The sequence below is a fragment of the Kocuria sp. SL71 genome (genome assembly GCF_026672465.1).
Taxonomy (GTDB): domain Bacteria; phylum Actinomycetota; class Actinomycetes; order Actinomycetales; family Micrococcaceae; genus Kocuria; species Kocuria palustris.
Window position 1 is genome coordinate 473,172 of sequence record NZ_JAPPRE010000001.1, and the last position, 24,508, is coordinate 497,679.

General features: G+C 71.1%; 21 protein-coding genes, 2 tRNA genes and 1 pseudogene. 12 read left to right on the forward strand and 12 right to left on the reverse strand.

The features are described 5' to 3' along the window. Positions 1-79 precede the first annotated feature (79 nt). Positions 80-1,837 carry a DEAD/DEAH box helicase gene (locus OVA15_RS02240; protein WP_053448216.1) on the forward strand — a complete coding sequence of 586 codons (1,758 nt, stop codon included), beginning with the start codon at positions 80-82 and terminating at the stop codon, positions 1,835-1,837. Between the two features lie 79 nt (positions 1,838-1,916). Here the strand turns inward: OVA15_RS02240 and OVA15_RS02245 are convergent, their stop codons facing one another. Further along, complete coding sequence (locus OVA15_RS02245) at positions 1,917-2,537, reverse strand: isochorismatase family protein (protein ID WP_024290773.1); 621 nt, start codon at positions 2,535-2,537, stop codon at positions 1,917-1,919. Positions 2,538-2,551: 14 nt separating this feature from the next. Continuing rightward, on the reverse strand, positions 2,552-3,889 hold the full coding sequence (locus OVA15_RS02250; protein WP_144421710.1) for a nicotinate phosphoribosyltransferase: 1,338 nt from the start codon (positions 3,887-3,889) through the stop codon (positions 2,552-2,554). A gap of 87 nt (positions 3,890-3,976) precedes the next feature. Between OVA15_RS02250 and clpS the strand changes: the two genes are divergently transcribed. The 7 genes from clpS (at position 3,977) to OVA15_RS02285 (ending at position 9,396) form a co-directional block, all read left to right on the forward strand. Continuing rightward, positions 3,977-4,336 carry an ATP-dependent Clp protease adapter ClpS gene (gene clpS, locus OVA15_RS02255; RefSeq protein ID WP_029643887.1) on the forward strand — a complete coding sequence of 120 codons (360 nt, stop codon included), beginning with the start codon at positions 3,977-3,979 and terminating at the stop codon, positions 4,334-4,336. After that, the gene (locus tag OVA15_RS02260) at positions 4,336-4,929 is read left to right on the forward strand and encodes a DUF2017 domain-containing protein (RefSeq protein WP_024290771.1); all 594 of its coding nucleotides are present in this window, start codon (positions 4,336-4,338) and stop codon (positions 4,927-4,929) included. The genes clpS and OVA15_RS02260 overlap by 1 nt, the downstream gene beginning before the upstream one ends. A gap of 104 nt (positions 4,930-5,033) precedes the next feature. Beyond that, positions 5,034-6,029, forward strand: coding sequence for a glutamate racemase (murI, locus tag OVA15_RS02265; RefSeq protein WP_053447160.1), 996 nt, complete (start codon positions 5,034-5,036; stop codon positions 6,027-6,029). Further along, the gene (locus OVA15_RS02270) at positions 6,026-6,922 is read left to right on the forward strand and encodes an MBL fold metallo-hydrolase (protein WP_251714919.1); all 897 of its coding nucleotides are present in this window, start codon (positions 6,026-6,028) and stop codon (positions 6,920-6,922) included. Before murI ends, OVA15_RS02270 begins: the two co-directional genes overlap by 4 nt. A 66-nt stretch (positions 6,923-6,988) precedes the next feature. Then, complete coding sequence (gene rph, locus OVA15_RS02275; RefSeq protein WP_006215193.1) at positions 6,989-7,765, forward strand: ribonuclease PH; 777 nt, start codon at positions 6,989-6,991, stop codon at positions 7,763-7,765. Continuing rightward, positions 7,758-8,525, forward strand: a complete 768-nt coding sequence (gene rdgB, locus OVA15_RS02280) for an RdgB/HAM1 family non-canonical purine NTP pyrophosphatase (RefSeq protein WP_268142826.1) — start codon at positions 7,758-7,760, stop codon at positions 8,523-8,525. The genes rph and rdgB overlap by 8 nt, the downstream gene beginning before the upstream one ends. A gap of 1 nt (position 8,526) precedes the next feature. Beyond that, on the forward strand, positions 8,527-9,396 hold the full coding sequence (locus OVA15_RS02285) for a phosphotransferase family protein (RefSeq protein ID WP_082330899.1): 870 nt from the start codon (positions 8,527-8,529) through the stop codon (positions 9,394-9,396). A 28-nt stretch (positions 9,397-9,424) separates the two neighbouring features. On the opposite strand, the gene OVA15_RS02290 is transcribed toward OVA15_RS02285, so the two are convergent. Further along, complete coding sequence (locus OVA15_RS02290) at positions 9,425-10,711, reverse strand: hypothetical protein (protein WP_268142830.1); 1,287 nt, start codon at positions 10,709-10,711, stop codon at positions 9,425-9,427. Between the two features lie 137 nt (positions 10,712-10,848). Here OVA15_RS02290 and OVA15_RS02295 point away from each other — a divergent pair, with 137 nt between their 5' ends. After that, complete coding sequence (locus tag OVA15_RS02295; protein WP_268142832.1) at positions 10,849-12,606, forward strand: hypothetical protein; 1,758 nt, start codon at positions 10,849-10,851, stop codon at positions 12,604-12,606. Between the two features lie 36 nt (positions 12,607-12,642). Here OVA15_RS02295 and OVA15_RS02300 read toward each other — a convergent pair whose 3' ends face one another. The 8 genes and pseudogenes from OVA15_RS02300 to bcp all read right to left on the reverse strand — a co-directional run bounded on the left by OVA15_RS02300 (position 12,643) and on the right by bcp (position 20,562). Then, positions 12,643-13,353: an MBL fold metallo-hydrolase gene (locus OVA15_RS02300; protein WP_058871246.1), complete on the reverse strand. Its 711-nt coding sequence runs from the start codon at positions 13,351-13,353 to the stop codon at positions 12,643-12,645. Then, a pseudogene (locus tag OVA15_RS02305) lies at positions 13,350-14,449 on the reverse strand (S-(hydroxymethyl)mycothiol dehydrogenase). Before OVA15_RS02305 ends, OVA15_RS02300 begins: the two are co-directional and overlap by 4 nt. Before the next feature lie 143 nt (positions 14,450-14,592). Further along, positions 14,593-15,756, reverse strand: a complete 1,164-nt coding sequence (locus OVA15_RS02310; protein WP_053447165.1) for a YihY/virulence factor BrkB family protein — start codon at positions 15,754-15,756, stop codon at positions 14,593-14,595. Between the two features lie 209 nt (positions 15,757-15,965). Next, positions 15,966-16,427 (reverse strand): MarR family winged helix-turn-helix transcriptional regulator, encoded by a 462-nt coding sequence (locus OVA15_RS02315; protein WP_326493253.1) that lies wholly within the window; start codon positions 16,425-16,427, stop codon positions 15,966-15,968. A gap of 228 nt (positions 16,428-16,655) precedes the next feature. Continuing rightward, positions 16,656-18,134 (reverse strand): malate:quinone oxidoreductase, encoded by a 1,479-nt coding sequence (locus tag OVA15_RS02320; protein WP_024290759.1) that lies wholly within the window; start codon positions 18,132-18,134, stop codon positions 16,656-16,658. Between the two features lie 107 nt (positions 18,135-18,241). Beyond that, a complete protein-coding gene (locus tag OVA15_RS02325) occupies positions 18,242-19,864 on the reverse strand; it encodes an ABC transporter substrate-binding protein (protein WP_024290758.1) in 1,623 nt (540 codons plus the stop codon). A 77-nt stretch (positions 19,865-19,941) separates the two neighbouring features. Further along, a tRNA-Leu gene (locus OVA15_RS02330) sits at positions 19,942-20,021 on the reverse strand. Between the two features lie 67 nt (positions 20,022-20,088). Further along, on the reverse strand, positions 20,089-20,562 hold the full coding sequence (bcp, locus tag OVA15_RS02335; protein ID WP_268142837.1) for a thioredoxin-dependent thiol peroxidase: 474 nt from the start codon (positions 20,560-20,562) through the stop codon (positions 20,089-20,091). A 124-nt stretch (positions 20,563-20,686) separates the two neighbouring features. Here bcp and OVA15_RS02340 point away from each other — a divergent pair, with 124 nt between their 5' ends. After that, a complete protein-coding gene (locus tag OVA15_RS02340) occupies positions 20,687-21,211 on the forward strand; it encodes a MarR family winged helix-turn-helix transcriptional regulator (protein WP_053447168.1) in 525 nt (174 codons plus the stop codon). Positions 21,212-21,325: 114 nt separating this feature from the next. On the opposite strand, the gene OVA15_RS02345 is transcribed toward OVA15_RS02340, so the two are convergent. Further along, a tRNA-Lys gene (locus OVA15_RS02345) sits at positions 21,326-21,398 on the reverse strand. 619 nt (positions 21,399-22,017) lie between these two features. Between OVA15_RS02345 and OVA15_RS02350 the strand changes: the two genes are divergently transcribed. Together OVA15_RS02350 and ilvN are read left to right on the forward strand one after the other, a co-directional pair. Beyond that, positions 22,018-23,895 carry an acetolactate synthase large subunit gene (locus OVA15_RS02350; protein WP_024290755.1) on the forward strand — a complete coding sequence of 626 codons (1,878 nt, stop codon included), beginning with the start codon at positions 22,018-22,020 and terminating at the stop codon, positions 23,893-23,895. Further along, positions 23,888-24,406 (forward strand): acetolactate synthase small subunit, encoded by a 519-nt coding sequence (gene ilvN, locus OVA15_RS02355; RefSeq protein ID WP_024290754.1) that lies wholly within the window; start codon positions 23,888-23,890, stop codon positions 24,404-24,406. The genes OVA15_RS02350 and ilvN overlap by 8 nt, the downstream gene beginning before the upstream one ends. Positions 24,407-24,508: the final 102 nt, after the last annotated feature.

The window sequence follows — 24,508 nt, forward strand, 5'->3', positions numbered from 1 at the left end:
CACGCGATCCGCGAAAGGACCTGCGCAGCCCGTGTCCGATGACTCCCAGCCCTCACTGTTCGGCGGCCCGGCCGCCGAGATGCCTCCCGCCTACCCCGAGCGCGCCGCCTGGGGCACAGCGGGGAAGCTGCGCGCCTGGCAGGCAGAGGCCCTGGAGAAGTACTTCGCCGCCGAGCCGCGCGACTTCATGGCCGTGGCCACGCCCGGCGCCGGCAAGACGACGTTCGCGCTGCGCCTGGCCCGGGAGCTCGTGGACCGCGGGACCATCAACCGGATCACCGTGGTGTGCCCCACCGAGCACCTCAAGCGGCAGTGGGCGGATGCCGCCGCGCGCGTGAACCTGGCGATCGACCCCAATTTCAAGAACGCCGACGGCAGCCATGCCCGCGGGTTCATCGGAGTCGCGCTGACCTACGCGCAGGTCGGCATGAAGCCGCTGCTGCACCGGGCGCGCACCGAGCAGGGCCGCACGCTGGTGATCATGGACGAGATCCACCACGCCGGCGACTCCCGCTCCTGGGGCGACGGCCTCAAGGAGGCCTTCGAGCCCGCCGCGCGCCGTCTCGCTCTGACCGGCACGCCCTTCCGCTCGGACACCTCGCCGATCCCGTTCGTCACGTACCAGGAGGACAAGGACGGCATCCGCCGCTCGAAGGCCGACTACACCTACGGCTATGGCGACGCCCTCAAGGACCACGTGGTCAGGCCCGTGATCTTCATGGCGTACTCGGGACAGATGCGCTGGCGCACCTCGGCAGGCGAGGAGATGGCCGCCGAGCTCGGCGAGGGCTTCACCAAGTCGATCACCGCTCATGCCTGGCGCACGGCCCTGGCTCCCGACGGCGCCTGGATCCCCTCCGTGCTCCAGGGCGCCGACCGCCGCCTGACCGAGGTCCGGCGCACGGTCCCCGATGCCGGGGCGCTGGTGATCGCCACGGATCACCAGGACGCCAAGGCCTACGCCGCTCTGCTCGAGCGGATCACGGGCGAGAAGCCCACCGTCGTGCTCTCGGACGACAAGGGCGCCTCCGAGCGGATCGAGGCCTTCGCGGAGGGGGATCAGCGCTGGATGGTGGCCGTGCGCATGGTCTCCGAGGGCGTCGACGTCCCCCGCCTGGCCGTGGGCGTGTACGCCACCTCCACGTCCACCCCGCTGTTCTTCGCCCAGGCGGTCGGGCGCTTCGTGCGCTCGCGCAAGCGCGGGGAGACCGCCTCGATCTTCCTGCCCTCGGTGCCGCTGCTGATGGCGCACGCCAACGAGATGGAGCTCGAGCGCGATCACGCCCTGGACCGTCCCGTGGCGCAGGGTCCGGACTTCGTGGACCTCTCGGAACAGGGGTGGGACGACGACGAGCTCGCGGCCGCCAATCGCGAGGAGAAGGCCTCCTCGCAGCTGGCCGGCGGCGAGTTCAAGGCCCTGGAATCGGACGCGTCGTTCCACGGCGTGCTCTTCGACGGCGGCGAGTTCGGCGGCGGCGTGGCCGCCGGCACCGACGAGGAGGCCGACTACCTCGGCATCCCGGGTCTGCTGGATGCCGAGCAGGTCACCACGCTGCTGCGCGAGCGGCAGTCCGAGCACGCCCGTCGGCGCTCGCAGTCGGCAGCCGATCAGTCGCAGCAGGCGTCGTCCGTTCCGGATCACCGCCGGCTCAAGGAGCTGCGCAAGAAGCTGTCGCAGAACGTCTCGGCCTGGTCCGCCCGCACGGGCACGCCGCACGGCGTGATCCACAACGACCTGCGCCGCGAGTGCGGGGGACCGGCCGTGGCCCAGGCCACCGAGGAGCAGATCGAGGCGCGGATCGCCAAGATGCAGAACTGGTTCGTGGGGCGGAAGTAGGACGCACCGGGGCGAGACGCTTCGATGCGGAAAGTCCCGCCGCAGCAGGCGCAGCGCGTCGGTGCGAGGCGGGGCCCCGTCAGTCGCGCACGACCTCCACGCCTGCGTCGTCGAGCTCGTCGATGACGTCCTCGAGGGAATCGGGGGAGACGGCGGCGCTCAGGCTCAGCAGCACCCGGGTCTCGTAGCCGGCGTCGGCGGCGTCCAGGGCGGTGGCGCGCACGCAGTGATCGGCGGCCAGGCCCACGATGTCCACGGCCTCGATCTCCCGATCGCGCAGCCAGTCGTCCAGGCCGATCGGCTCCTCGTCCTCGGCCTCGTCGTCCTCCTCCACCGCCCCCAGGGGCGTGGAGGTCTCCGGGGCCAGGACGCCCTCGAAGCCCGAGTAGGCGGCTTCGTACTCGCCCTTGCGGAACCAGGCCTCGATGCGGTCGGTCTCGAACTCGTCGTGGGTGTCGGCGCCCTCGGTCTCGGCCACGCAGTGCACGGGCCACGAGGTCCGGAAATCAGGGTCCTCGGAGAAGTGCGAGCCCGGCGAGATGTGCCAGTCCAGGGTCCCCACGATCGCCTCGTAGTCCCCGTGGTGCTGCTCGATGTGCTCGGAGATCGCCGCCGCGACGTCCGAGCCGCCGTCGACGGCCAGGGAGCCGCCCTCGCAGAAGTCGTTCTGGACGTCCACGACGATCAGTGCAGTGCGCATGAGGAGGGTTCCCTTCAGTTCTCGAGCACGGTGGGGATCGCGGCCTCGCCCTCGGAGAGGCGGGTGGCCGAGCGCGGGAGCTCCCGCACGGAGTCGGCGTGGCGCTGCCGGGCGCGCTGGACGCCCTGGGGGCCGGTCCAGCCGTCGACCAGCTCGCCTCCGCGCACGAAGTCCTGCATCAGGGGGCGGTCGTCGCCGTCGTCGGCGGGATCGTGGCCCACCCCCACGATCTCGTGGGTCGCGGTGCCGCGCGGATCCAGGCGGCGCAGCGCCGACTTGCGCCCGCCGACGGAGGCCTTGCCGGACGAGGCCTTGGCCACGGAGACGAGCTGCCCATCGGCGCCCTCGCGGGCCACGAGCTTGTAGACCATGGAGGACGTGGGGGCCCCGGAGCCGGTGACCAGTCGGGTGCCCACGCCGTAGGAGTCCACGGGGGCAGCGGCCAGCGCGGCGATCGCGTACTCATCGAGATCGGAGGTCACGGTGATGCGCGTGTCGCGGTTTCCCAAGCTGTCGAGCAGGGCGCGCACGCGACCGGCCTGACCCACCAGGTCCCCGGAGTCCACGCGCACGGCCCCTAGCTGCGGACCGGCGAGCTCGACGGCCAGGCGCACCGCCTTCTCGACGTCGTAGGTGTCCACCAGCAACGTGGTCCCCACGCCCATGGTCTCGAGCTGGGAGCGGAAGGCCGCCTCCTCGTCGTCGTGCAGCAGCGTGAACGCATGCGCCGAGGTGCCGACGGTCTTCAGGTCATAGCGGTAGCCGGCCTCGAGGTTGGAGGTCCCTGCGAAGCCCGCGATCACGGCCGCACGGGCGGCGGCCACGGCGGACTCCTCGGAGGCGCGGCGCGAGCCCATCTCCAGGCACGGGCGCTCGCCCGCGGCGGTGACCATGCGGGAGGCGGCGGAGGCCACGGCGGAGTCGTAGTTGAGCACCGAGAGCAGGTAGGTCTCCAGGATGCAGGCCTCGGCGAACGTGGACTCCACGCGCAGGATCGGCGAGTGCGGGAACCAGAGGTCGCCCTCGGCATAGCCGCTGATGTCGCCGGTGAAGCGGAAGTCCGCGAGCCACTCGAGAGTGGCGGCATCCACCACGCCGGTGCGCTCCAGGAAGGCCAGGCGGTCCTCGTCGAAGCGGAAGCTCGCCAGTCCCTCGAGGAAGCGCCCCGTGCCGGCCACGACGCCGTAGCGGCGTCCGGCGGGCAGGCGGCGGGAGAAGACCTCGAAGACGCTGCGCCGCTGCGCGGTGCCGTCGCGCAGGGCGGCCTGCAGCATGGTCAGCTCGTAGTGATCCGTCATCAGCGACGTCGGGGCGGGGGACCAGGTCCGGTTGCTCGATTCCACGCAGGCCACTGTACTGGCCGCCCGCCGTGCGGTCCCGTCCCCGGGCATGGTCCTCATGATGCGCTGTCGGGACCGGTGCCTACGATGGGGCACATCATGGAGCTCAGCACGAGAACCCGCACGCCTCTGACCAGCCTCGGACCGGATCTGGACGAGCGCCCAGAGGTCGACACCGCCCAGCGCACCGCCCTGGAGATCCCGTGGCACGTGGTGGTCTGGGACGATCCCGTGAATCTCATGTCGTGGGTGACCTGGGTCTTCCGCACGCACTTCGGCTTCTCGCAGGCCAAGTCCCACGCGCTGATGCTCGAGGTCCACGAGCGGGGCCGGGCGATCGTGGCCGAGGGCACTCTGGAGGAGGCCGAGCGCCATGTCGCCGCCCTGCACGGCTATGGCCTGATGGCCACCTACGAGCGCGCAGGCGGAGGCCAGGACGCGGATGGGGTGCGCAGCTGATGGCGCACGGATTCCGCTCGGGGGCCCACGGCCTCTCCGCCCGGCTCTCCGCGGATGAGCGAGGGCTGCTGGTCAGGCTGTGCCAGGACATCATCGGCCTGCTCGAGCTCGAGCAGGCCGCTCCGGAGGCAGATCCGCTGGAGGCCCTGCTCGGCGGCGACGGTCCCGTCGAGGCGCCGCAGGATCCGGCGGTGGCGCGCCTGCTGCCTGCCGGCAGCCAGGATCCGGAGCAGGCGGAGGAGTTCCGCCGCTTCACCGACCGGTCCCTGCGCGAGCAGAAGGTCGCCTCGCTGCGCGCTGCGGCACTCGCCTTCGAGTCCGATCCCGTGCGCCTGAGCCCCGCGGCGGCCAGCGACGTCTCCCGGGCGCTCAACGACATCCGTCTGGTGCTCTCGACCCGGCTGGGGATCGACTCGGAGGCGGACGCCCGTCGGGTGGAGAAGGCCTCCGGGAAGAAGCCCAAGGACACCGAGACCTACATGGCCGTCGTCTACGGCTTCGTCTCGTGGCTGCAGGACTCGCTGATCCAGGCCATGCTGGTGGAGCTGCCGGAGGATGACGGGACGGACGATCAGCCGCCGCAGGGCCTCTGACCAGGGTGAGGACCCTGCATGAGTCATCGTGTGAAGTGATCTCCGTGACCTCGTCGGCGCGCGGTTCAGGCTGCTGAGCGGCACCGGTCTACCCTGGGTTTCCTATGCGCGAGATTCCGGGGAGCACAGAAGCGGCAGACGGACCCGTCGAGGGTCCGTCGCCCGATGCTCCCATCGGCGTCTTCGATTCCGGCGTGGGCGGGCTGACGGTCGCCCGGGCGATCATCGACCAGCTGCCGGATGAGCGGATCGTCTACGTGGGCGACACCCTCAACGGCCCCTACGGTCCGCTGCCGATCGCCGAGGTCCGCGCCCACGCGCTGCGGATCATGGACGAGCTGGTGGACTCCGGGGTCAAGGTGCTGGTGATCGCCTGCAACACCGCCTCGGCGGCCGTCCTGCGCGATGCCCGGGAGCGCTACACGCGCGCCTACGGCATCCCCGTGGTGGAGGTCATCCAGCCGGCCGTGCGCCGGGCCGTGTCCTCCACGCGCAACGGCCGCATCGGCGTGATCGCCACCCAGGCCACCGTGGGCTCGCGGGCCTACGAGGACACCTTCGCGGCCGCTCCGCAGCTCGAGGTGCGCTCCGTGGCCTGCCCCCGGTTCGTGCCGTTCGTCGAGGCCGGGGTGACCACCGGTCCCGAGGTCCTCGAGACCGCTCAGGAGTACCTGCGTCCGCTGCAGGACTCCGGTGTGGACACCCTCGTGCTCGGCTGCACGCACTACCCGCTGCTCACCGGCGTGATCTCCTACGTCATGGGGGAGGCGGTCACGCTGGTCTCCTCTGCGGAGGAGACCGCCAAGGACGTCTACCGTGCACTGGTGCGCCATGACCTGGCGCGCGTCCAGCCGCCGCAGGAGCCCCACGAGTTCCTGGCCACGGGAGATCCGGAGCCCTTCCAGATCCTGGCCCGGCGCTTCCTGGGCCCGGAGGTCACGGCGGTGCGCCACGTGGGCTCGGTGGCCGAGCAGTTCCCCACGGGCTCGCTGTCCCAGGTGAGCTCGCAGATGCTCGCCGAACACGCCGCCATGAAGGACCGCGCCTCCGCCGGTCCGTCCCCTGTCCGCGCCTCCGACGATGAAGGCCCCGTCTCATGATCCTGACCGTGATCGGCTGCACCGGCTCGTTCGCCGGCCCCGATTCCCCTGCCTCCTGCTACCTGCTCACCGGAACCGATCATGAGGGTCGGACCTGGCGGGTGCTCATGGACCTCGGCAACGGGTCGCTGGGCGCGCTGCAGCGCCACATCGAGCTCTCGGAGATCGATGCCGTCCTGATCAGCCACCTTCACCCGGATCACTGCGTCGACCTGGCGGGGCTGCACGTGGCGGTGAAGTGGGATCCGCGCGGCTGGGAGGCCGGCCCGGTCCCGGTCTGGGGCCCGGCCGGGATGATGGACTACATGGAGGCCGCCCACGTCCTGGACTCCGCGGAGACGATCGAGAACGAGTTCACGATCGGGCAGTGGGAGGACGGCCGGGCCGTGGAGATCGGCCCGTTCCGCATCACCCCGCACCGGGTCGAGCACCCGGTCGAGGATCCGTTCGCGCTGCGCATCGAGTACGACGGAGCCGACGGCAACAGCGTGCTGACCTACTCCGGGGACAGCGACGCCTGCGAGGGCCTCACCGAGGCTGCCCGCAATGCCGATCTCTTCCTGTGCGAGGCCGCCTACCACGAGGGCCGCGACGCCTACCGTGGGATCCACCTCACGGGCCTGCGCGCCGGGCAGACCGCCGACGACGCCGATGCCGACGAGCTGATGCTCACGCACCTGCCCGTGTGGAACTCGCCGACCCGTGCCGTCAGGGAGGCTGCCGAGGCCTTCACGGGTCCGATCTCGCTGGCTCAGCCGTCGACCTCGTACCGGATCGTGGCCGACATGGACCGCACCGCCGGTCGCGTCCTGGCCAGGGGCCGCTCGGTGCCGAGCACCACGACCACCATGCGCGTGATCGACCCCAACACGCGCGGTGCCGAGACGCGCTGAGCTCCGCCACGGCTCGCCCGCCGAGCCGTTGGCCGCCGCCGCCCGCGCGCGGCTAGGCTGGGCGCCATGACTTCCGAGGCTGAGACCCCCGCCGCATCCTCGTCCGCGAGCGGACCCCGAGCGGACGGACGCGCCGTCGACGAGCTGCGTCCCATCACCATCACGCGCGGCTGGTCCGCGCAGGCCGAGGGCTCGGCGCTGATCGAGTTCGGGCAGACTCGCGTGCTGTGCACCGCCTCGGTCACCGAGGGCGTTCCGCGCTGGCTGCGCGGCGAGGGCCGCGGCTGGGTCACCGCCGAGTACGCGATGCTTCCCCGGGCCACCGGCACGCGCTCGCAGCGCGAGTCGGTCAAGGGCAGGATCGGCGGCCGCACCCACGAGATCTCCCGGCTCATCGGCCGGTCGCTGCGCTCCGTGATCGACCTGAAGGCGCTCGGCGAGAACACCGTGGTCCTGGACTGCGATGTCCTCCAGGCGGACGGCGGCACCCGCACGGCATCGATCACCGGTGCCTATGTGGCGCTGAGCGAAGCCATGGGGTGGGCCCGACGCCAGGGCCTGGTCACCGGCGATCCGCTCACCGACTCCGTGGCCGCGGTCTCGGTCGGGATCATCGACGGCGTCCCCATGCTGGATCTGCCCTATGTCGAGGACGTCCGCGCCGAGACCGACATGAACGTGGTCGTCACCGGCTCCGGGACCTTCGTGGAGGTCCAGGGCACTGCCGAGGGCGCCCCGTTCGATCGCAGCGAGCTCGACGGCCTCCTGGACCTGGCGGTTGCCGGATGCGCCGATCTGGCGAGGATCCAGGCGGCCACGCTCGCGGAGGGCCGCGATGCCTGAGCAGCACGACCCCTCCCAGGCCGCCGCATCGACCGCCCCCAGTGCGGCCGTGGAATCCGCATCGGAGGACCCCGAGCCAGATCCGGACGCGTCCGCGGTATCCATCCCATCGGGTGCCCGCCTGGTCCTGGCCACGCACAACGCCGGCAAGTTCGCCGAGCTGCGGGCCATGATCGCAGCCGAGCTGCCCGGTCTGGACGTCGAGCGCGCCGTGGTGGACGCAGGCTCCCTGGGCCTGCCCGACGTCCGTGAGACCGGCACGACCTTCCAGGCCAACGCGCTGCTCAAGGCGCACGCGGCCGCCGAGGCCTCTGGCCTGCCTGCCGTGGCCGATGACTCCGGACTGGCCGTCGACGTCCTGCACGGCGCCCCGGGCATCTTCTCGGCACGCTGGGCGGGGCGCCACGGCGACGACACCGCCAATCTCGAGCTCCTGCTGGCCCAGCTGGGCGATATCCCCGATGAGCACCGTGCCGCGGGCTTCGTGTGCGCCGCAGCTCTGGTGACCCCGGAGGGAGCCGAGCACCTCGAGTTCGGGCACCTGCGCGGCACGCTGCTGCACGAGCCGGTCGGCGACGGCGGCTTCGGCTACGACCCCGTCCTGCGCCCCGACGGCCTGGACGTCTCGTGCGCCCAGCTCGATCCGGAGCACAAGAACCGGATCAGCCACCGGGGACAGGCCATGGCCGCCCTTGCGCCGCACCTGGTCGCCCTGCTCTCCCAGGGCGCTCCCGCAGCGGAGCCCGGAGAGGAGCGCTGAGGTGGTCGCCCTGGGCATGAAGCGCATGCTCCCGTACGCCGATGTGGTGGATGCCGCGCTGCGCGAGATCGGAGAGCACCCGGATCCGAGCACGTGGCGGATCATCACGAGCGGGTCCGCGCACGTGGTCGTCGGGATCGACGACCGGCTGTGCGTGCGCATCGCCAAGAACCCGGCCGCCAAGCGCAGCCTGGCACGGCGCACCGAGGTCCTCTCCAGGCTGCCCGAGTACTCCTTCGCCACGCCGCGGCCGCTGAGCCGCGTGCACGGCAGCCGAGGCCACGGCGCGGTCGCCCTGTCCTGGGTGCACGGCGAGCACCGCTGGGGCAGGGTGGACACCGCGGAGCTGATCTCGCTGCTCGAGCAGCTGTGGGCCACCGACACCGCACCGCTGGAGGCCTATCTGGACCGCCCTGGTCAGCATTGGGGCGGTCATCGTCGGCGTCGGATCATGCTCGACGACGTCGTGCCGCGGCTGCTGCCGCGCAACCGCGAGCTGGCCCGGCACGCGATCCGGGATCTGGCCGAGCTGGAGACGGTGACTCCTCACCTCGTGCACTCGGACCTGATGGGCCAGAACATGATCTGGTCCGGTGACGCGCTGGCCGGGGTGATCGACTGGGATCACGCGAGCCTGGGCGATCCGGCGCAGGACGTGGCCGCACTGGCCTGCTCGTACGGCTGGCCCACCCTCGACGGCGCCCTGCCGCCCGAGATCCTGCACCGAGCCCGACTGCACGCACGGATCATGCCCATGCAGTCGGTGGCCTACACGCTGGTCCAGGATCTGGACACGGCGCAGGTCAATCAGGCCGTGGCTCGGGCCGATGAATGGATCGACACTCGTCTGCGAGCCCTGCTGCGCCGCTGAGCCGGGTTGCGAGCCCAGCGGCGATCGGTCAGCCGGTCAGGCCGAGCAGCTGCACCCACCGCTGGCAGGCCTCTTCGATGACCTCCCGGGCCTCCAGCCGCCCGATCTGCTGAGCCTCCAGCGACGCACCGCCGTGCGCGGCGGCGATCAAGGCCGCCGCCAGCGGTGCGCTGCCGCGGGCGTCCGAGCCCTGCTCCCGCTGGGCCGCGGCCACGGCCGTCTTCCAGAGCTCAGGCGCCGAGGCACCTGTCTGCTCGGCCTCCAGGGCGCAGCGCAGGCCGATGGCCAGCGTTCTCGACGACGTGTCCCGGTCCGGCTCGGCGTTGCTGCCAGCGGCGCCGGAGTCTGCCTGCCCCTGCGGGGTGTCGGCGTCCTGTGCCACGCCCGCGGCGGTGTCCGGATCGCGTCCGTCGAGGACGGCCTGGAGCAGCTCGGAGGTGCCGCGGGTGGGACGGGTGAGCCGGCCCAGCACGTCCAGGGCGGACTCGGCGGCAGTGCGCACGGGCTCCTCCGAGCCCCGGCAGCCCTCGACCTGCGCGGCTTGGAGCATGAGCGCCAGCGCGGTCGCGGCCGTCTGCGCCTCGGCCCGTCCGTGGGTGATCGCGGCGGCATCGATGCTCAGCGGGGCGATCGAGCGCCAGCCCACGGGAAGCAGGCCGTAGGGGATCGAGCGGATCACCGCAGTCCGGTCCTGGGCCTCCGGGAGCACGGGGCGCTCGACCAGGCCCATGCTGCCGGTGAGCAGCGCCTCCAGCGTCTGGCCCTGGTGGCCGTGATCTGCGTGAAGCACCTGGTGGGCGTCGATCCAGCGCGGCAGCGGGGAGGGTGCGGACTCCGGCCATTCGACGTCCTGGGTGCGCAGCCAGCGCAGCTGCGCCAACCACTGGCAGGCGGTCTCATCGGCGGCCTCACCGGCCGAGGCCCATTCGATCGACTCGAGCAGCCCGTCCATCGTGTAGAGGCTCAGCTGGGTGTCGGCGCTGATCCGCAGCGGCTGAAGCTGGAGCGTCGTGGGACCGGAGACGGCTGCGGCGTCCGCGATGGTCGCCGCCGCTCCTCCAGAGGCCGCACCCGCACCGGGCGAGCCGCCCTGCGCGGCGCCGGGCGACGGGATGCCGAGGACCTGGCCTCCTGCTGCGGTGCTGACGCCCTCGGGCGGGGCCGCAGGGGCCTGCGCGGGCTCGGGCTGCGCCGTCAGGGCGTCCCCCAGTGCCCCTGCGAGCATGATCGCGCGGACCCGATCGGCGATCCCGGGGAGATCTGCCGGGGTGCCCTGATCGGGCGAGAGCGCGGGCGAGGACGAGGATGCGGTCATGGCCCCATCCTAGAAGCGCTGGGACGCGCCCCGGCACGAGGCCCGCGGGGCCGTCCCGACGCTCGGCGCTAGGCTGGGCGCCGAGCACCGCGCAGAGCCGGTGCCGTGAATCCGTCCGCACGACAGCCAGGAGCGCCATGAGCGACAGGGCCAGGCTCGGCACCGGCCGCGAACCCGCAGCCGACCATGCCGCCGGCGGCTCGTGGTCGGGATCCCGCAGCAGCACCGGCGAGGGACGGGCAGACGCGCCGACCGGCTCCGGGCCTAGCGGCGCCTCCGCGGGCTCCGGCGAGTCCGGCGCGGGAGAGCTGGCCACGCCGCTGCCGGACCGGGGCCACCGCGCGCTGGCGATCGGCGGCATCGCCAGCGCGGGCACGGCGGGACGCGGCCCGGAGCTCGGTGCTGCGGGGTACAGCGGCGCCGTCGCAGGGGACGGCGCAGCGCCTGCGGATCCTTCTCCCGGCGCCTCGTCGGAAGCCGACGTCCAGGCCGGCGATCTCAGCTCGGACACGACGGCCGAGGACGGCTCTGCCCCGCAGGAGGGAAGCGGCCGCGATCGGCGCACCCGACGGGCGCAGCTGCGCACCCTGATGGTGGGTGACTACCCCGTCCTGCGAGGCGTGGTCTCCAACTGGTACCTCCTGCTGACCCTGATCGTGCGGCTTCCGTCGGTCATCCTGCCGCTGACGGTGCTGACCTACGTCACCGCCGTGTCCGGGCAGGAGCTGTGGGGTGCCGCCTGCGCGGGCGCGGTGCACCTGGGCCAGGCGGTCTCGGTGCTGGCCCTGGTGCGCGGCGACCGGATCCGCCGCCGGCAGTGGATCCTGCTGCTGCACACGCTGCTGCACGTGGGCGTGATCTGCTGGCTCGTCTTCCGCTTCTCGGAGCAGGCGCAGGACGCGCCCACCGCGCCCTGGCCGTGGCTGCTGTGCCTGCTGGCGGGGCTGTCCGCACCGCAGCTGGGCAACGCGACCCGGCTGCGCTGGCGCACCATCCTGGAGCAGCGCCGCAGCCTCGACCTGATCCTGCCGAGCATGCGCCACGACGCTGTCATGGACGCCGTGTCCCTGGTGCTCGGCGCGCTCATCGTGGGCGTCCTGGCGATCACGCTGGGGCCGCTGCTGGGGATCATGGCCGCCGCCGGGCTGCTCGTGCTGTGCACGACCGCTCTGCTGCTGCACCCCACCGCCGACATCCTGGGCGAGGATGCCCAGGACCATCTGGTCGATCCGACTCATCAGCCGCTCAACTCCGCCATGCGACGCAGGCTGCGCACGCAGCGGCGCATGCGCTTCCTGCCGGTGGTGGGCGTCGGGTGCATCGGGCTGATGCTGGGCTCGATCCAGATGTGCTTGGTCTACTTCACGGCCTCGGTCGAGGCCATCGAGACGATCGGGGCCCAGTTCGCGGCCCTGGGCCTCACCGCTGGGGCGGCGGCGGTGATCACCGCAGGCGCGCGCCCGCGTCGTCCCTGGAACCTGTGGGTGCTCTTCGGGGCGGTGACGGTGCTCGCCACGCTGCTGATGTCTCTGCCGTCGCGGCCGCTGGGAATGGTCCTCATCCTGGCGGTCCTGGGCGCTGCGATCGGTCCCACGCTGGTGGCCGTGTTCTCCACGGTCCCGCTGATCACCCCGCTGAGCGAGGTCAGGGGACTCACTGCTGCCACGAGCGTCCTCACCCAGGTGGGGATGGGCCTGGGCGTGGGCCTTGCCGGTGTCATGGGCGACCTGGCCGGCTATGAGACGGCCGCCCTGCTGCCCGTCCTGGCGGCGGCGGCGCTTCTGGCGACCGTCTTCGTGCTCATGGCGCGACGCAGCCGCGTGCCCCTGGACCTGGTGGGGGAACGGCCGATCCCGGGCACCGAGTCCGTTCCGAGGATGCTCTCGGAGGACTGAGGCCCGGGATCGGCGCGATCGATCAGCGTCCGCGGATCAGTGGCCGCGGTCGAGCCACTCCTGGACATGCGGGGCCTCGGCCCCGATCGTGGTGGAGTCCCCATGCCCGGTGAGCACCGCCGTGGAATCGGGCAGGGTGAGCAGGCGCTCGCGGATGGACTCGACGATGGTGGGGAAATCCGAGTACGAGCGCCCCGTGGCTCCGGGACCGCCCTGGAAGAGGGTGTCTCCGGAGAACACCACGCCGCTCAGGGGCTCGACGGGGGAGCCCTGGTCGTCCACGACGCCCAGCTCCGGGGCGTAGAGGCACACCGAGCCGGGCGCGTGGCCCGGAGTGTGCAGCGCGCGCAGGCTCAGGGAGCCGATCTGGAACTGCGTGCCCTCGGCGATCTCGTGATCGGGGGCGGTCTGCGGGTGGGTCTGGTCCCACAGCACGCGATCCTCTGGATGCAGCCAGGTCTGCGCCCCGAGCATCTGGGCCACCTGCGGGGCCACGCCCACGTGGTCGTCGTGGCCGTGGGTCAGCACGACCGCCACGACCTCCCGGCCTGCCACCGCCTCCCGCACGGCCTCCGGGGAGTGCGCGGGATCGATCACCAGGCAGCGCTGGCCGTCCCCGACGATCCAGACGTTGTTCTCCACCTCCCACGTGCCTCCGTCGAGGGAGAAGGTCCCGCTGGTCACCACGCGCTCGACGCGCACGGAGCCGTCGGCGGAGGCGGCGACGGTCAGTGGCGCGGTGCTCATTCGCCCACCTCCACGACCGAGCGCAGGACGCGGCCCTGCTTCATCTTCTCGAAAGCGGACTGGACGTCATCCATGGTGATGCGCTCGGAGACGAAGCTGTCAAGGTCCAGTCGACCCAGGCGGTACTGGTCCACGAACATGGGGAAGTCGCGCTCGGGCAGGGTGTCGCCGTACCAGGCGGACTTGATGGAGCCGCCGTGGCTGAAGACCTCGGCCAGGTCGATGTCGGTGACCGTGCCCGGGTTCGGGACGCCCACCAGCACCATGCGACCGGCCAGGTCACGGGCCTCGAAGGCCTGGCGGAAGGTGGGAGCGATGCCCACGGCATCGATCACCAGGTCTGCGCCGTGGCCGCCGGTGATCTCGCGGATGGCCTCGACGGGGTCTTTCTCCTTGGAGTTGACCTTGTGGGTGGCGCCGAAGGACTCGGCGGTGGCCAGCTTCTCGTCGTCGAGGTCCACGGCGATGATCCGCGTGGCTCCACCCAGCTGAGCGCCGGCGATCGCCGCGGTGCCCACGCCGCCGCAGCCGATCACGGCCACGGACTCGCCGCGCTTCACGGCACCGGTGTTCAGCACCGCCCCAGGCCGGCGGTCACGCCGCAGCCGAGCAGCCCGACGGCCGCGCGCTGCTGCGGCTCGAGGGCACCGCCCGGGATTCGAGTGCACTGACCGGCGGCGACCAGGGTCTTCTCTGCGAAGGCGCCGATGCCCAGGGCGGGCTCAAGCGGGGTGCCGTCCTGCAGGGTCATCTTCTGCGTGGCGTTGAGGGTGTCGAAGCAGTACCAGGGCTCGCCGCGGTGGCAGGCGCGGCACTGGCCGCACACGGCGCGCCAGTTGAGGATGACCTCGTCGCCGACGGCGATGTCCGTGACGCCCTCGCCGATGGCGGCCACGCGGCCGGTGGCCTCGTGTCCGAGCAGGAACGGGAAGTCGTCCGAGACGCCGCCGACCTGGTAGTGCATGTCGGTCTGGCAGACCCCGCAGGTCAGGATGTCCACCAGGGCCTCCCCGGGGCCCGGATCCGGGACCAGGATGGTCTCCACGACGGGGGCCTCGTCCTTGGCCTTGACGACGACGGCCTTGACTTCATGCATGCTGGATCGCTCCTCGTGCGTGTTCGGGACAGATGCTCGCAGCCGACCCTGGACAAGACGGCGGGAGGCGCCGCGGCACCAGGGCCGCGGCGCCTCCCGCCACTGTAGCGAACAGCACAGACGTCGTGCCTGGCCCGCCTGTCTCAGACCTCGCGCTGGCGCTGCTCGTCGAGCACGGAGCGGGCCTCGTCATCGAAGTGGGCGACCTCGTCGGCGCCCTCCGCGCCGGAGTCCTTCCCACTGGCCGTGTAGTCGATCCCGGAGTCCGAGTCCAGGCGCAGCTGCCGGCCCTGCTCGATGAGCTTGTCCTGCTTCTCGATGTTCGCCACGACCGTGCCGACATCGCGCGGGGGCAGCTGCAGCGTGTCCTCCGCGGGGATGCCGGCCTGCAGCTCGCGCGTCCGCTCGACCTCGGCGTCGATCTCGGCACCCAGCAGGAGCACGTTGTTGATGATCCACACGCCCAGCAGGCCCAGGATCACGGCGCCGATGACGCCGTAGGTGGCGGTCTGCGTGGCGAACTGCGTGGCGTAGACGGAGAAAGCGCCGGCGGCCAGGATCGCGCCCAGGATTGCGAAGACCGCACCGGGGGAGATCCAGCGGAACTTGGGCTGGCGGACGTTGGGGGTCCGGTAGTACAGGACGGCCACGAGCAGCATGAGCAGCACGAGGATGACGGGCCACTTGGCGATGTTCCACACGGTCACGGCGGTCGAGCCCAGGCCGATGGCATCGCCCAGGGTCTCCGCGATGCCGCCGGAGAGCAGGATCATCAGGAAGATCAGCACCACGGTGATCACGACCGTCAGCGTGGTCAGCAGCATGGACAGCTTGAGCTTGACGAAGCCGCGGCCCTCCTCGACCTCGTAGATCCGGTTCATGGCCCGGGAGAACGCGCCGACGTAGCCGGAGGCCGTCCACAGTCCGGTGGCCACACCGATGATCAGGGCGATGATGCCGCCGCCGGTCGAGCTGGTGAGGTTGTTGATCGGCTCGGAGAGCAGCTCGTTGAGCTCCGGCGGGACGCGTCCGTCCAGGAAGCCGGTGATCGCCTGCGTGGTCTGCTCGCCCTGGCCGAACACGCCCAGCAGGGAGACGACGGCCAGCAGGCCGGGGAAGATCGCCGAGACCGTGAAGTAGGTCAGCGCTGCGGCCAGGTCCGTGCAGCCGTCCTGCGTGAACTCCGCGAACGACCGCTTGAGGACATAGCCCCACTTCATCTTGGTCGGCGAGTCCGGCTTCGAGCTGCTCTCGGCCGCGGGGGCCTCGGCGCGCTCCAGGGTCTCGCGAAGGTTGTTCTTCGCCACGTGGGGCTCCTTGCTGAGGGTCGAGGGGGAACTCGGATCGCTCGTGAGCTCGGGCGGCCGTCGCGATCCGGGAGTTCAGTGTACTGAGATCCGGCCCGCGGACCCGGGAGCCGGCGCGCCCCCCGTCGCTCCGACGCGCCGGGCAGGGCGGGTCGAGGCGGCAGGGTCCGCATGGTGCAGGGCGCGGATCGGGGAGGTCCGTGCGGGGATCAGTCGGTCAGGCTGTGGCGCAGGCGATCGGAGAGCCGGGTGAGGATGCGCAGCTCCTCCGAGTCCAGCCCGGCGACCATGAGCTCGTGCACGTGGCGGTCGAAGTGCTCCGCGATGCGCTGCTGCAGGTCCTTGCCGTCCTCGGTGAGCCTGATGCGCAGGCCGCGCAGGTCCTGGGGATCCTGCCAGCGGTGGACGAGGTCCTTGGCCTCGAGCCTCTCGAGCATGCGGGAGAGGCTGGACTGCGTGAGGAGGACATATTCGTTGAGCTCGTTCAGGCGGATGCCGCGGGCGTCGGAGCGGGCCAGGTTGAACAGGACGTCGTATTCGCGCATGGACAGATCCGCGAACTCCTCCTGTCGCTGGAGCTTGCGCATGACGGTGACCTGGGCTCGGTACAGGGCCTCCCATGCAGTGGTGGAGGTCTCTACGGGGTCGTTGTCAGATTCTCTGGTGGGCACGAGCCAGATCATATGTCATCCAAGTCGAATGCATGATTCTTCCGTGTCCACCGAAAGGCGCCTGTGTCCGGAGAAAAGGTCGGGGACAGTTCCGACGGCGGTCTCCGTCCGTGTCTGTGGCCCGCAACGTCACGGAAGGACGGGCCGGGACGACGACGGCCTCCCATGCATATGCATGGGAGGCCGTCGTTCAGGCGTGCGTCATGAAAGCGCTCGCAGGCTATCTGCTCATCGGATTCCGAGGGTCTTTGCGGTGTGGCCCATGATCTCGTCGGCCAGCGCCGGGTTCTCATCGAGCTGCTGACCCAGCGAGGGGATCAGGTCGGTGAGGCGGGACTTCCAGGCCGCGGAGTGGTTCGGGAAGCAGCGTCCCAGCAGGTCGATCATGATCGGGACCGCGGTCGAGGCGCCCGGGGAGGCGCCCAGGAGGCCTGCGATCGAGCCGTCGTCGGCGGTGATCAGCTCCGTGCCGAACTGCAGCACGCCGCCCTTCTTCTTGTCCTTGCGCATGACCTGCACGCGCTGGCCGGCGTGGACGAGCTCCCACTCCTCGGCCTGGGCCTGCGGGTAGAACTCGCGCAGGGCCTCCATGCGCTGGTCCTTGTTCTTGGCCAGCTCGGAGAGCAGGTACTTGACCAGGTCCAGGTTGGCCAGGCCTGCGCGGGCCATGGGGTAGATGTTGTCGGGGCGCACGGACTTGGGCAGGTCCAGCAGGGAGCCCTGCTTGAGGAAGTTCGGCTTGAAGCCGCCGTAGGGGCCGAACAGCAGCGACTTCTTCCCGTTCTCGTAGCGGGTGTCCAGGTGCGGCACCGACATGGGCGGGGCGCCGACGGCCGCCTGGCCGTAGACCTTGGCGTCGTGGCGCTCGGCGGTGCTGGGGTTGGAATTGCGCAGCCACAGCCCGGAGACCGGGAAGCCGCCGAAGCCCTTGATCTCCGGGATCCCCGACTTCTGCAGCAGCGGCAGGGCTCCGCCGCCGGCGCCGACGAACACGAACTTGGCGCGGATCTCGCGGGAATCCTCCGAGTTCAGGCGGTTCTGGGTGCGCACGATCCAGGTGCCGTCCGGCTGGCGGTCCAGGTTCTGCACCTGGACGCCGGTGCGGATCTCGGCGCCGTTGGCCTCCATGTGCCGGATCAGCTGGCGGGTCAGCTCGCCGAAGTTGACGTCGGTGCCTTCCGGGGCGAAGGAAGCGGCCACGGGGCCGGCGCCGCGGCCCTCCTGGGTCAGCGGGGCCCACTGGGCGATCTGGTCGCGGTCCTCGGAGAGCTCGAGGCGCTCGAAGAGCTTGTGCTGCGAGAAGGACTCGTGGCGGGCCCGCAGGTACTCCACGTGGTCCGCGTTGAAGACCATGGAGATGTGCGGGACCGGGTTGATGAACGAGCCCGGCTCGCCGAGCTTGCCCTCGGTGACGAGCGTGGACCAGAACTGGCGCGAGACCTGGAACTGCTCGTTGATCTTCACGGCCTTGGTGGCATCGACCGTGCCGTCCGCGGCGCGCGGGGCGTAGTTGAGCTCGCACAGGGCGGAGTGCCCGGTGCCGGCGTTGTTCCACACCGCCGAGCTCTCCTGGCCCACGTGGTCGAGGCGCTCGAGCAGGGTGATGCTCCAGCTCGGCTCGAGTTCCGTGAGCATGGCGCCCAGGGTTGCGGACATGATGCCGCCGCCCACCAGGACGACGTCGGTGGATTCCATGGTCTTGGTCACGTGAAGAGGCCTCCGTCTGCTCGGGCGCGGAGATCAGCTGCCCTGGACCCGGGCCTCCGCGCGCGTGGTCGCCTCCCAGGCTACTCCGTCGTGGGCCGTGCCTGCGGTCACGACTGGGTGAGCTCGACCTCGCGGAAGGGCTCGAAGCCCGTGGAGGACAGGGGGAAGGACGCCGTGCGCTGATTCACGGCCACGGCAGTGATGGGGAAGGCCAGGGGCAGCGCGGCGCGGTGCTGGGCGACTTGGTCGCCGACTCTGCTGTAGAGCTCCTGACGCTGCTCGCCGTCCGGGACCTCCGCGGCCTCCTCGATGAGCTCGTGGAGGCTCTCGGATCGCAGGTCGAGCTCCGGGGTGGTCGCGGAGAAGAGCACGGCCGTGAAGAAGTCCTGATCGCGCAGCCCGCCGCTGAGGCCGCTGAGGAAGAGGTCGTGATCGGCGGAGCGAGTGCGCAGGCTCTGCGCGTAGGTGCTCCAGGGCAGCGGCACCGGCGCGATCTCGAACCCGCAGCGCACCAGCTGCTCCGAGATGTCGGCGTAGAGCCGCTCCGGCTCCAGCGCCCAGGAGCGGGAGGCTCCGGTGGGGTAGGCGAAGCGCAGGGGCGTGCCGTCGTAGCCGGCGTCCTCGAGGGCCCGGCGCGCGTCCTGCGGGTTGTAGCCGGGGTATCCGGAGGTGCCGTCGGGGATGTTGAAGCGGGCTGGCATGAAGTCCTGGGCCACCCCGGTGCCCTCGGGGTAGTGCTCGCGCACCAGCGCCTGCCGATCGATCGCGGACATCACCGCGCCGCGGACCTCGAGGGAGTCCAGCCACTTCGACGAGGTGTGGATGCCCAGGTAGGACAGGGCATAGGGGTCGCGCTGCAGGACCTGGACTCCGTCGCGGGCCAGCGGCGCGAAGTCCGAGAGCCCGACCAGGTCGTAGCCGTCCACGCGTCCGGTCTCCAGGGCGATGTAGCGCATGCGGGGGTCGAGGATCGCCACGAACGACAGGCGGCCGATGTCTCCGGTGCCGTTCCAGTGCTCGGGGAAGGACTCGAGCTCGATGGGATCGTCCGGGAGCTGGCCTGCGCCCGGGTCGAGTCCGCGCACCACGCGGAACGGCCCAGTGCCCACGGGCGCGGTGCCGACGGTGTCGTCGTCGATCGAGGCGCTCGAGGCGATCCCGAAGGCCGGGTGCGTCAGGCACGTGACCAGGGCGGGGAAGCGGCGGGTCAGCAGCAGGCGGAAGGTGTGCTCGTCGACCGCCTCGCAGCCGTCGTAGAGGCTTCCCTGGGGGGTGCCGCGGCGGAAGATGGCATCGAACAGGCTGTGCCGCCCGGTCGCGGTGTCTCGCACGGAGGCCGCCGCCCAGCGCTCGAAGTTGCGGCAGACGTTCTGGGCGGTGAGCTTCTCGCCGTCGTGGAAGACGACGTCGCGGCGCAGAGCGAAGTCGAGGGTGCGTCCGTCGTCGGAGGCGGCCCAGCTCACCGCGAGCGCGGGCACGGCCTCGCCGGTCAGGGAATCCGGGGCCACGAGGCCGTCGAGCACCTGGCGGGCCACGCGATTGGTCTCCACGTTGTCCGTGAGCGTGGGGTCCAGCGTGGGGGCCGTGGCCGCATTGGCGAACACGTACGGCCGCTGCGATGCGCTCTGCTCCTCGGAGGCGGAGTCGGCTTCCGATCCGCGTGAGCAGCCGGCCAGCGCCAGGGCGGAGGCGCCGAGCAGCAGCGCTCGGCGGGTCGGCTGGGCGCTCACGATTCCTCCTGGGGCTGGTCTCGATCGGGGATGGCGGTGCGGGAGCGCGCGGGCGATGAGCAGGCGCGCTGCGGGAGTGCGCGAGGCGGGACTCGAACCCGCACGCCGGAGCACAGGAACCTAAATCCTGCGTGTCTGCCAGTTCCACCACTCGCGCTCGCCCCGCACTGCGGGGGCCGCCCGATCATACCGTCGACGGAGCCGACGACGACGGCCGCAGCGCCTCAGTCCTCCAGGCCGAGGTCCCGGCGCAGCTTGGCCACGTGGCCCTTGGCGCGCACGTTGTACTGGGCGAGCTCGACGACGCCGTCGGCGTCGACGACGATCGTGGAGCGGATCAGTCCCTCGTAGACCTTGCCGTAGTTCTTCTTCTCGCCCCAGGCGCCCCAGCGCTCGGCGACCTCGTGATCGGGGTCCGAGAGCAGGCGGAAGCCGAGCGACTCCTTCTGCGCGAAGCGCTCGAGAGCGGCGGGGGCATCGGGGGAGATGCCCAGGACCTCGAAGCCGTCGGCGCGGAAGCGCTCCAGGCGGTCCTGGAAGTCGCAGGCCTGGGTGGTGCAGCCCGGGGTGGAGGCCTTCGGGTAGAAGTAGACGATGACCCGCCTGCCGCGCAGCGCGGACAGGGTGACCTCCTCGCCTGCGGCATCGGTGAGGGTGAAGTCAGGGGCCTGCTCTCCGGGGGTCAGTCGCTGGGGCATGTTCGGACTCCTTCGTCGCTGTCGGGTGCTGCTGACATGGTCGCAGATCGGCCTGATCCGGCAGTCGGGGCCGGACCCATGCGGCAGTGAGGATTGCTTCCCTCGTCATGGTTACAATCGTGTCATGTCCGAGAACTCCGAGTGGTCGACCAATCGCCTCCTGTCCACGGCGGCCCGGCTCGTCGAGCACTCGTGGAACGAGCGGCTGGCGGCCCTGGGCGTGACCCACGCCGGGTACATGGCGCTGGACGTGCTCCACGAGCACGGCACGCTGAGCCAGGCCCGGCTCGCCCAGGAGGTCCGGGTGCAGGCGCAGACCATGGGCAAGACCCTGCACCGGCTGGAGAGCCACGGGCACATCAGCCGCAGCCCCAATCTCAAGGATCGGCGCAGCCACCTGGTCTCGATCACCGAGGCGGGCCGGAACGTCCTGGACGAGGCCTCGCGCCTGGAGGGCGAGCTGATCGACGACGGCACCCTGAGCGACGAGCAGCTGCGCCGCAGCCTGGCGCACATCATCTCCACTCTCGGCGCCTCCCGCTGGAAGTTCGATGTCGATGCCCAGGGCGCGGTCCACGAGGTCTCCGAGGACCAGGGTGAGCGCCCTGCCGAGTCCGCTCCAGCGCCGGGGGGGTCGGAGGCGGTCTGAGGCCGCGGCGCCCGGCCGGCCCTGCGCCCCGGCGAGCGCGGCATGCGGCGTTCATGACGGTGCTCATGCATAAGGGCCCGACTCCAGCTGGAGTCGGGCCCTTTGCCTTTCCTGTGCGCCCCCTCGGACTCGAACCGAGAACCCGCTGATTAAGAGTCAGCTGCTCTGCCAATTGAGCTAGAGGCGCGGGATGCGATCTGGGGGAGCGGAACGCTGCCGCCTCCTTCGATCTGCGCCGCAAGACATTACCACAGGGCGAGACTCGGACTCGCTGGACCTCCAGGAGAGGTGCGGGGAATCCGTTTCGCGAAGCTGTGCTCCGTCGAACGACGAAGAAAGAATGTACCGGAGGTTCCCGGCGCTGTCCACTTGGTGCTCCCGGACGTGGCCTGTCTCACTATGCGGGACGGTCGTCCCGAGGATTGACACGCCCTTGCGGGGCATCGGAGCATGGCCGACATGCAGTGGATCACAGCGCGCCGTCACTCGGTCATCCTGACCGGGCTGGTCGTCCCAGTCGGGCGACCGGTCTGACGCGCGCTGAGCATCCCGCGAGCTGAAGGCCCCGTCGCCCGTCCGCACCAGGATGGATCGGGGCCTTCGCTCGTTCAGCCCGCCCGCACGATCGCCTTGGCACCCGGGGCGCCGGCGAGCGGCCGCTTCCGGAGGATGGCGAGATGCCCGAGACCTCCTGGCGCCGTCGTGCGCCAGGGGGCCGCGGGAGGCCTTCGGATCGGGGACAATGTCTGCAACGGCCGCTGGGCCGAGGACCGCAGCGCTGAGGATTCGGCACGAAGGACGATGACATGAGCAGTGGAACAGAGATCAGCCCCGCGCTGATGGCCAGTCGGCGCACGGGTGCGGGGCACCAGAAGGCGGCCTCCGACTCGGGTGTCGTCATGCCGCGGGTCATGGGGCCGAACCCCACGATCGCTCCGGAGGAGACCACCGGGTCGGGGGCGGTCATCAAGTCCCTGCAGGCCCTGGGCGTCACGGACGTCTTCGGCCTGCCGGGCGGGGCCATCCTGCCCACCTACGACCCCCTGATGGACGCCGAGGGCATCAATCACATCCTGGTCCGCCACGAGCAGGGCGCCGGGCACGCGGCCGAGGGCTACGCCATGGCCTCCGGGCGCGTGGGCGTGTGCATCGCGACCTCCGGGCCCGGTGCCACCAACCTGGTCACCGCGCTGGCCGATGCCAACATGGACTCGATCCCCATGGTCGCGATCACCGGTCAGGTCGCCTCGAGCCTGATCGGCTCGGACGCCTTCCAGGAGGCGGACATCGTGGGCATGACCATGCCGGTCACCAAGCACTCCTACCTCGTGACCGACGCCGACGAGATCCCTCGCATCATGGCCGAGGCCTTCCACCTCGCCTCGACCGGCCGTCCCGGCCCCGTGCTGGTGGACATCGCCAAGGATGCGCAGGTCGCGTCCACGACCTTCTCCTGGCCGCCCACCCTGGACCTGGTCGGCTACCGCCCGATCGCCCGGGGCCACGCCAAGCAGATCCGCGAGGCCGCGCGCCTGATCCGCGAGGCCCGTCGTCCGGTGATCTACGCCGGCGGCGGCACGATCAAGGCGGAGGCCTCCGAGCAGCTGGCCGAGCTGGCCGAGCTCACCGGCGCCCCGGTCGTCACGACCCTCACCGCCCGCGGCGTCTTCCCGGACTCCCACCCCCAGAACCTGGGCATGCCGGGCATGCACGGCACGGTGCCGGCCGTCTACGCCATGCAGCAGGCGGACCTGCTGATCGCCCTGGGCGCTCGGTTCGACGACCGCGTGACCGGCGTCCTCGCCTCCTTCGCCCCGAACGCCAAGGTCATCCATGCCGACGTCGACCCCGCGGAGATCTCCAAGAACCGCGTCGCCGACGTCCCGATCGTGGGCGATCTGGCCACGGTGATCCCGGATCTCTCCGAGGCGCTGCGCTCCGGCACGCAGCAGCTGCCGGACCTCGCCGACTGGTGGAAGATCCTCGACGGCGTGCGCGAGACCTACCCGCTCGGCTGGACCCCCACCGAGGACGGCCACCTCAGCCCGCAGCTCGTGATCCAGAAGATCTCGGAGCTCAGCGGACCGGAGTCGGTCTACGCCGCGGGCGTGGGCCAGCACCAGATGTGGTCCTCGCAGTTCATCCGCCACGAGCGCCCGCGCCAGTGGCTGAACTCCGCCGGACTGGGCACCATGGGCTTCGCCGTGCCGGCGGCCATGGGCGCCAAGGTCGCCGAGCCCGAGCGCACGGTGTGGGCCATCGACGGCGACGGCTGCTTCCAGATGACCAACCAGGAGCTGGCCACGTGCACGCTCAACGGGATCAACATCAAGGTCGCGGTCATCAACAACGGCTCGCTGGGCATGGTGCGGCAGTGGCAGACCCTGTTCTACGACGGCCGCTACTCGAACACCCACCTGAACACGGGCCATGACTCCCGGCGGGTCCCCGACTTCCTCAAGCTCGGCGAGGCCTACGGCTGCGCCGTCTTCCGCTGCGAGCGGGAGGAGGACGTCGAGGAGACCATCCGCGCGGCCATGGAGGTGAACGACCGCCCGGTCGTCATCGATTTCGTGGTCTCCGCCGACGCCATGGTGTGGCCCATGGTGCCCTCCGGCGTGGCGAACGACCTGATCCAGATCGCCCAGAACATGACGCCAGATTGGAACCAGGACGATGCCTGAGCAGTCCCGACACACCCTCTCGGTCCTCGTGGAGGACAAGCCGGGCGTCCTGACCCGTGTGGCCGCCCTGTTCGCCCGGCGCGCGTTCAACATCGACCAGCTCGCCGTGGGCGGCACGGACCAGGAGGGGCTCTCCCGCATCACGGTCGTCGTGAACGCGGACCCGCACTCCCTCGAGCAGGTCACCAAGCAGCTGAACAAGCTGGTGAACGTGATCAAGATCGTGGAGCTCGCCCCGGAGGCCTCGGTCTCCCGGGAGCACGTCATGATCAAGGTCCGGGCTGATGCGGCCACGCGGCTGCAGGTCACCCAGGCCGCCGACCTCTTCCGCGCCTCGATCATCGACGTCTCCCCGGACTCGGTCGTCATCGAGGCCACCGGCTCCTCGAACAAGCTCGAAGCGCTGCTCGAGGTCCTCCAGCCCTTCGGAATCCGCGAGATCGCCCGTGCCGGTACGCTGGCGCTCGGTCGCGGATCGAAGTCCATCACCGACCGCGCGCTGCGCCACTGATGCGGCCCCGCCCCGGGCCGTCGAGCACGGAACGGGGGGAATCGTCGCAGGCGCAGCGCCGGCACCGAAACGCCCGCACCCGCTGCGGGTCACCCACCCAAG

Excerpts from the sequence above, each read along its gene's own strand:
- OVA15_RS02240 (WP_053448216.1), top strand. The coding sequence starts at position 80 with ATGCCTCCCGCCTACCCCGAGCGCGCCGCCTGGGGCACAGCGGGGAAG.
- OVA15_RS02245 (WP_024290773.1), bottom strand. The coding sequence starts at position 2,537 with ATGCGCACTGCACTGATCGTCGTGGACGTCCAGAACGACTTCTGCGAG.
- clpS (WP_029643887.1), top strand. The coding sequence starts at position 3,977 with ATGGAGCTCAGCACGAGAACCCGCACGCCTCTGACCAGCCTCGGACCG.
- OVA15_RS02260 (WP_024290771.1), top strand. The coding sequence starts at position 4,336 with ATGGCGCACGGATTCCGCTCGGGGGCCCACGGCCTCTCCGCCCGGCTC.
- murI (WP_053447160.1), top strand. The coding sequence starts at position 5,034 with ATGCGCGAGATTCCGGGGAGCACAGAAGCGGCAGACGGACCCGTCGAG.
- OVA15_RS02270 (WP_251714919.1), top strand. The coding sequence starts at position 6,026 with ATGATCCTGACCGTGATCGGCTGCACCGGCTCGTTCGCCGGCCCCGAT.
- rph (WP_006215193.1), top strand. The coding sequence starts at position 6,989 with ATGACTTCCGAGGCTGAGACCCCCGCCGCATCCTCGTCCGCGAGCGGA.
- rdgB (WP_268142826.1), top strand. The coding sequence starts at position 7,758 with ATGCCTGAGCAGCACGACCCCTCCCAGGCCGCCGCATCGACCGCCCCC.
- OVA15_RS02290 (WP_268142830.1), bottom strand. The coding sequence starts at position 10,711 with ATGACCGCATCCTCGTCCTCGCCCGCGCTCTCGCCCGATCAGGGCACC.
- OVA15_RS02295 (WP_268142832.1), top strand. The coding sequence starts at position 10,849 with ATGAGCGACAGGGCCAGGCTCGGCACCGGCCGCGAACCCGCAGCCGAC.
- OVA15_RS02300 (WP_058871246.1), bottom strand. The coding sequence starts at position 13,353 with ATGAGCACCGCGCCACTGACCGTCGCCGCCTCCGCCGACGGCTCCGTG.
- bcp (WP_268142837.1), bottom strand. The coding sequence starts at position 20,562 with ATGCCCCAGCGACTGACCCCCGGAGAGCAGGCCCCTGACTTCACCCTC.
- OVA15_RS02340 (WP_053447168.1), top strand. The coding sequence starts at position 20,687 with ATGTCCGAGAACTCCGAGTGGTCGACCAATCGCCTCCTGTCCACGGCG.
- OVA15_RS02350 (WP_024290755.1), top strand. The coding sequence starts at position 22,018 with ATGAGCAGTGGAACAGAGATCAGCCCCGCGCTGATGGCCAGTCGGCGC.
- ilvN (WP_024290754.1), top strand. The coding sequence starts at position 23,888 with ATGCCTGAGCAGTCCCGACACACCCTCTCGGTCCTCGTGGAGGACAAG.